At 35.7% G+C, this 8,281-nt stretch carries 8 protein-coding genes and 2 riboswitches; all 8 genes read right to left on the bottom strand.

The genetic code is table 11. The features are described from left to right. Window positions 1-57 precede the first annotated feature (57 nt). The 8 genes from grdB to ltrA all read right to left on the bottom strand — a co-directional run bounded on the left by grdB (window position 58) and on the right by ltrA (window position 7,991). Entirely contained in the window at window positions 58-1,368 is a 1,311-nt protein-coding gene (gene grdB, locus H8707_RS15120; RefSeq protein ID WP_262430986.1) for a glycine reductase complex selenoprotein B, read from the bottom strand. A gap of 36 nt (window positions 1,369-1,404) precedes the next feature. Next, window positions 1,405-1,884, bottom strand: coding sequence for a glycine/sarcosine/betaine reductase complex selenoprotein A (gene grdA, locus H8707_RS15125; RefSeq protein ID WP_262430987.1), 480 nt, complete (start codon window positions 1,882-1,884; stop codon window positions 1,405-1,407). 32 nt (window positions 1,885-1,916) lie between these two features. After that, window positions 1,917-3,203: a glycine/sarcosine/betaine reductase component B subunit gene (locus H8707_RS15130; RefSeq protein ID WP_262430988.1), complete on the bottom strand. Its 1,287-nt coding sequence runs from the start codon at window positions 3,201-3,203 to the stop codon at window positions 1,917-1,919. Window positions 3,204-3,263: 60 nt separating this feature from the next. Then, window positions 3,264-3,581, bottom strand: coding sequence for a thioredoxin TrxA (gene trxA, locus H8707_RS15135; RefSeq protein ID WP_262430989.1), 318 nt, complete (start codon window positions 3,579-3,581; stop codon window positions 3,264-3,266). 15 nt (window positions 3,582-3,596) lie between these two features. Continuing rightward, on the bottom strand, window positions 3,597-4,532 hold the full coding sequence (trxB, locus tag H8707_RS15140; protein ID WP_262430990.1) for a thioredoxin-disulfide reductase: 936 nt from the start codon (window positions 4,530-4,532) through the stop codon (window positions 3,597-3,599). Between the two features lie 348 nt (window positions 4,533-4,880). Next, window positions 4,881-4,951: riboswitch (glycine riboswitch) on the bottom strand. A gap of 2 nt (window positions 4,952-4,953) precedes the next feature. Next, a riboswitch (glycine riboswitch) is annotated at window positions 4,954-5,052 on the bottom strand. A 202-nt stretch (window positions 5,053-5,254) separates the two neighbouring features. Further along, on the bottom strand, window positions 5,255-5,722 hold the full coding sequence (gene trmL, locus H8707_RS15145) for a tRNA (uridine(34)/cytosine(34)/5-carboxymethylaminomethyluridine(34)-2'-O)-methyltransferase TrmL (protein WP_262430991.1): 468 nt from the start codon (window positions 5,720-5,722) through the stop codon (window positions 5,255-5,257). Between the two features lie 14 nt (window positions 5,723-5,736). After that, a complete protein-coding gene (locus H8707_RS15150; RefSeq protein WP_262430992.1) occupies window positions 5,737-6,558 on the bottom strand; it encodes a Cof-type HAD-IIB family hydrolase in 822 nt (273 codons plus the stop codon). 128 nt (window positions 6,559-6,686) lie between these two features. Next, window positions 6,687-7,991, bottom strand: a complete 1,305-nt coding sequence (gene ltrA / locus H8707_RS15155; RefSeq protein WP_262430993.1) for a group II intron reverse transcriptase/maturase — start codon at window positions 7,989-7,991, stop codon at window positions 6,687-6,689. Between the last annotated feature and the right edge of the window lie 290 nt (window positions 7,992-8,281).

The following is an 8,281-nucleotide window of genomic DNA, read 5'->3' on the forward strand; positions in this document are numbered from 1 at the left end:
CTAACTTAACAAATGGGTGATTAATTTTTAAATCACCCATTTAAAGTTTTTATGAAATTACTTATCAAATACTGTTTGACCGTCAACTTCTGTACAAAGAGCTTCTAAAGCCTTTTCTACAAGTTTCCTTCTTAAAGCCTTCTCATCTTTAGGATCTAATTTTGGATCTCCTAAAGGATGAGGAATTGCAATTGCAGGAACTATTCTATTTGCTCCTACCGTAAGTGAAATTGGAACAACGGTACATATATGAACTACCGGAATACCAGCTCTTTCAACCTCTTTTACCATGGTTGCGCCGCAACGTGTACAGGTGCCTCAGGTGGAGGTCAAGATAACTGCGTCTACTCCGTCTTGTTTTAATTCTTTACTAAATTCGGCTGCATAGCTTTTCGCGTTGGCAACTGATGTACCGTTACCAACAGTAGCATAATAGTACCTATGAAGCTTACCGATTTTACCTTCTTTTTCAAGGTCTCTTAACACATCCACCGGTAAAACTCTATCCGCATCTTTATTGGCATAAACGGGATCATAACCACCGTGAGCTGTTTCAAAAGTATCTTCTGTTAAATCTTCTATTCCCTCAATATCATATTTCCCATATTTAGAAGCAGAAGACGCTTCAATATGATCAGGATTCCCTTTTGGAACGATACCACCTGATGTTACAAGCGCAATAGTTGCCTCATTCAATACTTTAATCGCAGAATTTGGCTCAACTCTATCAAAATTGGGCATTGGATATTCAGTTGTGAATTCTTCGCCTTTGAGCTTATTGATAAGCATATCAACAGCTCTTTCGGAACCCCTTTGTTCAGCGAAATAATTCTTCCTGATACCTCTTTCCAGATAACCTTCTTCCTCCGGAGATCCTATAGGTTCTTTCTTGACTAGTTTCAAGGCTAATGGTACCAATTTTGCGACTGCATCTCTCATACCTGCTGCACTATCTCTTGTGGATATTATATATGTTTTGCTTTTGAACATATCGGCGCCCGGATTTTCAATATACATACCGGATATGGAAGGTATACCTAATTCGCTTTGAACAGCATCGGCTATAGTTCCACAGGCAACACCATATCTTCCGGCATTAAATGCAGGCCCTGCTACAAATAAATCCGGGTTATATTTTTTGACCATTCCCAATATTTCTTTTTTAGCTTCTTCCAAGTTTTCATTAAAATAACTATCTCCACAGACAACAGTAGCAACTATCTCAGCTTCTCCTTTAAACCCTGCATTTAATGCAAGACCAGGTCCAACAATTTTTTCTCTAACCTCAGGCCTGTGGCCGGCTTTTTCTTCACCGCCAATACCTGCAAAAAATTGATTTATATAGTGTACTACTCTATATTTTGCCACCGATTTCCCCCCTCTCTCCTATTTAATTTGGGTTTATTAATCTTTATATTGACTGTACTCATTTCTCATAGTGCTTACTTCTTTTGAAATTTCATCTACGTCGAGTACCATTTCCATCATACCAATTTGCTCATCATAGACCTCTGGATCTACTTCATTTTTAAATTCTTCTTCTACTGCATGATATACCCTAAGTCCCAAAACCACTCCTGCTAAAGGCCCGGCATAAGTTGGATCACCAGCTGTAACTGTTTCTGCGGCAAGACCTGCTGCTTCGGCTTCAGCACCTCCGATAATTACAACCATATTTTCTGCTCCATATTTTTCGGTTAAATCTTTAACCCTTCCTTGGATTTCCAAATCCATAGCACCTGCGGCCGTTCAGACAAAGCATTCTGTGGCTGAAAATACAACTTCCGCAGATGTATTTTTGATACATTCTTCTATGGCCGGTCCCGGAATTCCATCCCTATCTCCAATGATGATAACTTTTCTATTAGCATCAAAAATTGCCATATTCACACTTCCTTTCCATAAATTTTTTGTATTTAAAATCCTGTAACTGACATCTTGTTGAATCCCATTTCATTTGTAGCGCCTGTTATAGCCTGAATTTCAACTGTAATTGTACCGTCTTTGGACAGACTTCCGTCAAATCCTCCGGCTATAATATCACTGTAATCAAGAGTTCCTATAACTTTATCCATAGGAGGAAGTACAATAACTTCATTTGCATTGCCTCCAGTAACAACCGCATCAGCAGCTTTGTCTGCATCCGCCAATGATTGACTTGCACCGTCACGGCCTGCGTATTCATCAGTAATTATTACTGTTTTGATACCCTTAGCTTCTATCTTTTTGCAATTCATAATAAGGTCGGTATCCGGGTTGCCAAAGCCTTCTTGAGAAACTATAACACCATCTAAGCCCATAAATTCTGCTATTTTAGCAGCCCAATCAGATGATCTTTCTTTATCTGCTAGGTAGACATTTTCGTTAGTTATAATAACACCGACAAAGTTTATCTCTTTCCCATGTTGTTTAAAAAGATCATGGATTACAGGATTGTTCAAATGATGATATGTTGTGTTTTTATCACATGCTGATACACAGTTTCCGCTGATTATTGCCCCATCCATCAATTCTGTAGGATAGAGGACTGTCGGTACAATCTGTTTAGCATCGACACCATATACATAAGTATCATGCATCAGACCTTGTGATTGAAGCATAAGAACATAAGCTACCTTCGGTAGATCAGGGTAAGCATTTATCCCTTGTAATAAAGGCAATGTTTCATAGACCTCAACAGTATCAGCTTCTATATCTATAGCTGCTTCAGCAAGGTATTGAGTGGCTTTTAGTCCTGCAAATCTGATTGCTCTTTCATGATCATGTTGTTTTAAACCATCTATCGGTTCACAAACTAAAACAACATTGTTCAATTTTGAAAAAGGAGTATAGTCTGCTCCAGGTCCAGTCATATCTATGATTCCTTCTTGGAATCCCACTATCTTTCCAGTGGTTACAACTGCACAGCCCTTTAGAACATTGGTCTTTCCTGAACCTACTGTTTGAACCTTGGATAATACTCCGGGAAATATTCCCCCTTCACCTTCAAGTTTAACCCTCGGCTCTATTACATCCTTTACCGGCGTAATTCTAACGCTTTCACCTGGTCTAGCGATTTCAACATCTACTGACTTAAGGTGTTCATCTTCTTTTATCAAATTGATTAATTCGGATTTATTAACAAACAAAACACCCTTTTCAATTTTGGTCACTTCACCGAATTGAACATCATTAATTAGAACATAACCTAATTCAAGACGCATATTTTCACCTCCTCTTAATTTAATAAATATATCCTAATTCTGTTACCCAGAATTAAAACCTTAATAATACTTCTTTAACATACCTTCTACTGATTTTGGATTTGCATCATCTGCGACTACAGAATCAATCTTTTCTCCATCTTTATAAATGGCTATAACAGGTAATCCTAATACCTTTTGAGATATAGCAAGTCTCCTTGCAATAGTAATATCCAAAGATGCAAATTTTATTTTGTCTCCATAGGTGTTTTCGTATTCATGAACATGAGGCATAAGCGCTTTGCATGGTTCACAAGACGGACTCCAATAATCAACCAAAACATACCCTTCTGATTTCAATACTTCTTGTTCAAAATTTTCTTTGTTTAATTCTATCATTCTAATCCCATCTCCCTAATTAAATTTTGCTTCTATATATTTTTCAGCCTGCGTTGCCGCAATAGCACCGTCAGCAGTTGCAGTTACCACTTGCCTCAAAGCCTTAACTCTGTTATCACCTGCTGCAAATACTCCATCCACATTCGTCTTCATATTTTCATCCGTGATAATATATCCACCTGTCATATTGATTAAACCATCAAATACTTTTGTAGCCGGATCATAACCAATAAATACAAAAACACCAAATGTTCCATCGTCTTCATCCGCCGCTATCTCTCTCTCTTCACTGGTTTTTACATTCTTGACGGTTATGGATTCCAATAAGCCTTCACCTTTTACTTCGGTTACTACAGTATTCCATAGAAAATCGATTTTTTCATTTTTAAATGCCTTTTCTTGGATGGATTTAGCTGCTCTTAATTCATCTCTTCTATGAACTATTGTAACCTTTCGTGCAAATTTAGTAAGGTAAATAGCTTCTTCTACCGCTGCATCACCACCACCTATTACATAAACTTCTAAATCCTCGAAAAATGGCGCATCACATGTAGCGCAATATGATATTCCTCTTCCGGTCAACTCTTTTTCCCCGGAACAACCCATAGGTCTTGGAACAGCACCGGTTGCTATAATTACCGATTTGGCTTCATATGTTTGCTTTTCACCTTTTAAAACCTTAATATCGCCGGAAAAATCTACTTCGATAATATTGTCCCCTATTTTTTCTGCACCAAATGCTTCAGCCTGTTGAACCATTCTATTAACCAACGATGGACCTGTTGCATTTTCAATTGAACCGGGGTAATTATCAACTTCAGCTGTTCCGACAATTTGTCCACCAGCATTTTCTTTTTCGATTATAAGAGTTTTAAGTCTCGCTCTTGCTGCATATAAACCTGCAGAAAGGCCTGCCGGACCTGCTCCTATAATTACAACATCATAACTCATAAACATACTCCCTCCTCTTTAATTTCCACTTTAAATCTATTAAAGTTTTTATCTCTTTTTATTTTTACCCAATTCGAAAGATAATAACAAAATCAATTCACAATTCACAATTCACAATTCACAATTCACAGTTCACAATTCACGATGAAAAGAGGAGATCCTTCATAGGTAAAGCTTATACCGATATCTCAGGATGACATAAGCAGTGATTATGCTGCCTTTAAACAATTCACAATTCTCAGTTCACAATTAAAAAGATAGTGAATAATGAAGAGCTAAAAGTGAAGAGCGAAGAGTTGTTGAGGCATAAATAAAAAAATACAGAGTAAATAGACTTAAAGCCTATTTACTCTGTATTTTTACCTGAGAGATTCTCTAAATTTTAGATTGCTCCTTCGGTGCTTTTCGCTTTCCAGAGTTCTGTCCAATTACGGTCCTTTTACCTGTGAGATTCAATATAGATTGGCAATTCTATAAATTACTCCTTCGGTGCTATATAAGTCTCTCCCGTAATCTTCCTTCAGAATATTATATTTTAAGCATCGATGAATCTGTCTTAAGTAATAGATACACTACTTATATCCTTATTTTGTTATATATTTCACGTTTCTAATAATATTATATATTAAACTTAAGATAAATACAAGCAAAAGATAGCAAACTGCTTAAATTTACCTAATACATATACATTGATATATCTAGCAATGGACTAAAACTTTTTCTTATTTTAAATTAGGAAAATCTAATTGTCTTAACCCTTCAAACAGAATAATATTTACAGAATTTGCAAGGTTTAAGGATCTTTTTAATTCCGGTATCATTGGTATTCTTATACATTTATCCATATTTTTTCCTAACAATTCCTCCGGCAATCCTTTCGTTTCCTTTCCAAATACAAAAAACGAATTATCTCTATAGCTGAAATCCGTGTAAGTATTATTAGCTTTGGTAGTAGCATAGTAAAAATTATTATTGGAGTATTTTTCCAATACCTCATCAAAACTATCATAATAATAAATATCTACCAGATGCCAGTAATCTAAACCTGCACGTTTAAGATATCTGTCATCTACCTCAAAACCAAAAGGTCTGACCAGATGCAGTGTTGATTTTGTCAGAGCGCAAGTTCTAGCTATATTACCGGTATTTTGTGGAATCTCCGGTTCAACCAATACTATGTTTAAAGCCACTTAATCGTCATCCCCTATTTTAAAACATATTGTTCAATAATCTTACTAACACCGTCATTGTCATTTGTATCCGTAATAATATCAGCATTTTTCTTGACTATATCCTCTCCATTGCCCATTGCAACACCTAATCCTGCAAATTCAATCATGGATAGGTCGTTTTCGTTATCCCCTATAGCTATAGTGTTTTCCCTATTGATATTTAACATATTGCAAAGATACTTCAAACTTAATCCCTTTGAAACTTGATCTGACATTACTTCTACATTATTAAACCATGAAGTAGATACATTGATTCCTTTGGTATTTAATAATTCTTGTTTTAGACCATTAAGTTTTTCCCTATCATCATCTAAAAACAAGAACTTGTATGCATTTATATCTTCTCTTTCAAGAATTTCTTCATCATCTTTAAAGACAATTAATCCAATTTTTTGCCCTGCTTGCTTTTGAAATCTTGGGTTATAAAATTCATATATTTCATCAATATAGTTGTTTGTATAAAACTTAGTCTCATCATAAAAATGATAATATACATTGTGTTTTCTACCTAGTCTCATAACCTCTTTTACTGAACCCTTATTGATTGGAACCCTGTAAATAATATTTTTTTCTCCGTCACTAATTACAGCTCCATTGCTTGCCAAAATATAGCTAGATAGATTCATTGAATCAGCATAAAACTCTGCAGATGATAATATTCTACCTGTTGATAATACTATATGTATTCCTTTTTCTGTTGCTTCCCTTATAGCCTTCATATTATTTTCCGAGATTTCATTTTTACTGTTGAGCAAAGTACCATCCATATCAATGGCTATCAATTTATAATCCATATTACCTCTCCTCTCATGTACTAATATAACATAGAATCGACAAAAGTAATAGAGTAGAGAAATAACTGCTATGAGTTATTCCCCTCTCGTTGAACCGTACGTACGGGTCTCGTATACGGCTCTACAATTTATATTCCAACTTTTCTTAGATAATAATTCAAAGGATTGAGCAGACCAGCTCTTTCCTTTGTTTTTGTTTCAAGTAATGTGGGATTAAGAATGTAATTTACTACATTCATGCTACATCTTTTGTACCAACCTAATCTTGCATTAGCAACTTTGAAAATACTTTCTTCATCAAATCCATTCTTGAATTTCCTGTTTAAGAAAGACAGGTTCTTGAAAATGGTCTTTGGCCTTTTCCATTGCTTTATTATAATTACTCTTATTTTATGCCTTAACCATTGACCAAATTTCCCTATAAATTCTTTCATTATACCAATATGGAAGTAATTTATCCAACCCATGACCATTTGATTTACTCTTTTAAAAGTTACTGCTAGTGGTCTTGCAATTGCTTTTCCCCTTTTGAGATACTCACGTACAGCTTGATATAGCTTCGCTTTCTTCTCATTTGTAGGTTTTACCTTCCACTGCCCACCATTCTTTAGGAATGTGAAGCCTAAATACTTACTTCTCATTGGTCTGCATACCTTGGATTTTGTTGCATTTACCTTTAGAAATAGCTTCCTTTCAATCCAGCTTGATATAGAGGTCATAACTCTATTCGCTGCCATTTCACTTTTAGTGAATATCAGCACGTCATCTGCGTATCTTACAAAACGCAAACCTCGAACTTCTAACTCTTTATCCAGCTTGTCAAGATACACATTTGAAAGTATTACTGAAATTGGTCCGCCTTGGGGTACTCCAGTCTTGGTAGCTTTGATAACTCCTTTCTCCATTACGCCTGCTCTCAAATATTTACGTATAAGGTTTAGAACGTCCTTATCATTTACTTGTTCTCTAAGAATTTGGATTAATTTATCATGATTTACTTTATCAAAGAATTGCTCAATATCTATATCTATTACCCATTCATATCCATTATTTAGATATTTAAGTGCTTGCCTTATTGCATCATGACAACTTCTATTTGGGCGGAAGCCGTAGCTGTATTCACTAAATACTTTCTCATAGATATTTGATATTGGTTGTGCTACTGCTTGCTGTATTGTTCTGTCTAACGCTGTTGGTATTCCCAAAGCTCTTTGTTTTCCGTTTGCTTTAGGTATATATACTCGTCTTACCGGTTCGGGAAAGTAAGTCTTGTTTCTAAGTGAATTTATAATTGTTTCCTTATTCTCCTTGATATATCTTCCCAATTCTTCAACAGTAACTCCATCTACCCCACTTGCTCCTTTATTGGCTACTACCTTTTTGTAAGCTTGGTTTAGATTTTCCCTTGTTAGTATCTCTTCCATTAATTCCATTTGTTGTTACTCCTCTCTCTACCATAAAATTCCTACACATCGTCCCTCTCAGTATAAATGATATTCCTCAGTTACGTTCTTACTCTTCTCATTCACTGGATTTCTGACTAATGTAGTATTTTCAAATAGCAATTCATACTATAAATCGCTTCAGTCCTTCAATTTTTACACCTGTCGGATAGGGGAGTGACTTCTCAATCCTTCCCCCTCCTAAGAACGGAACGTGCGACTTTCACCGCATTCCGCTCACGTATTTATAACGCATAATATCCGATTAGCGCAGCTTTATT

The sequence above is a fragment of the Paratissierella segnis genome (genome assembly GCF_014385195.1).
GTDB lineage: Bacteria > Bacillota > Clostridia > Tissierellales > Tissierellaceae > Paratissierella > Paratissierella segnis.

What these genes read in the sequence shown, in the direction of transcription:
- H8707_RS15130 (WP_262430988.1), bottom strand. Translation starts at nt 3,203, where the DNA reads ATGCGTCTTGAATTAGGTTATGTTCTAATTAATGATGTTCAATTCGGT.
- trxA (WP_262430989.1), bottom strand. Translation starts at nt 3,581, where the DNA reads ATGATAGAATTAAACAAAGAAAATTTTGAACAAGAAGTATTGAAATCA.
- trxB (WP_262430990.1), bottom strand. Translation starts at nt 4,532, where the DNA reads ATGAGTTATGATGTTGTAATTATAGGAGCAGGTCCGGCAGGCCTTTCT.
- H8707_RS15150 (WP_262430992.1), bottom strand. Translation starts at nt 6,558, where the DNA reads ATGGATTATAAATTGATAGCCATTGATATGGATGGTACTTTGCTCAAC.
- ltrA (WP_262430993.1), bottom strand. Translation starts at nt 7,991, where the DNA reads ATGGAATTAATGGAAGAGATACTAACAAGGGAAAATCTAAACCAAGCT.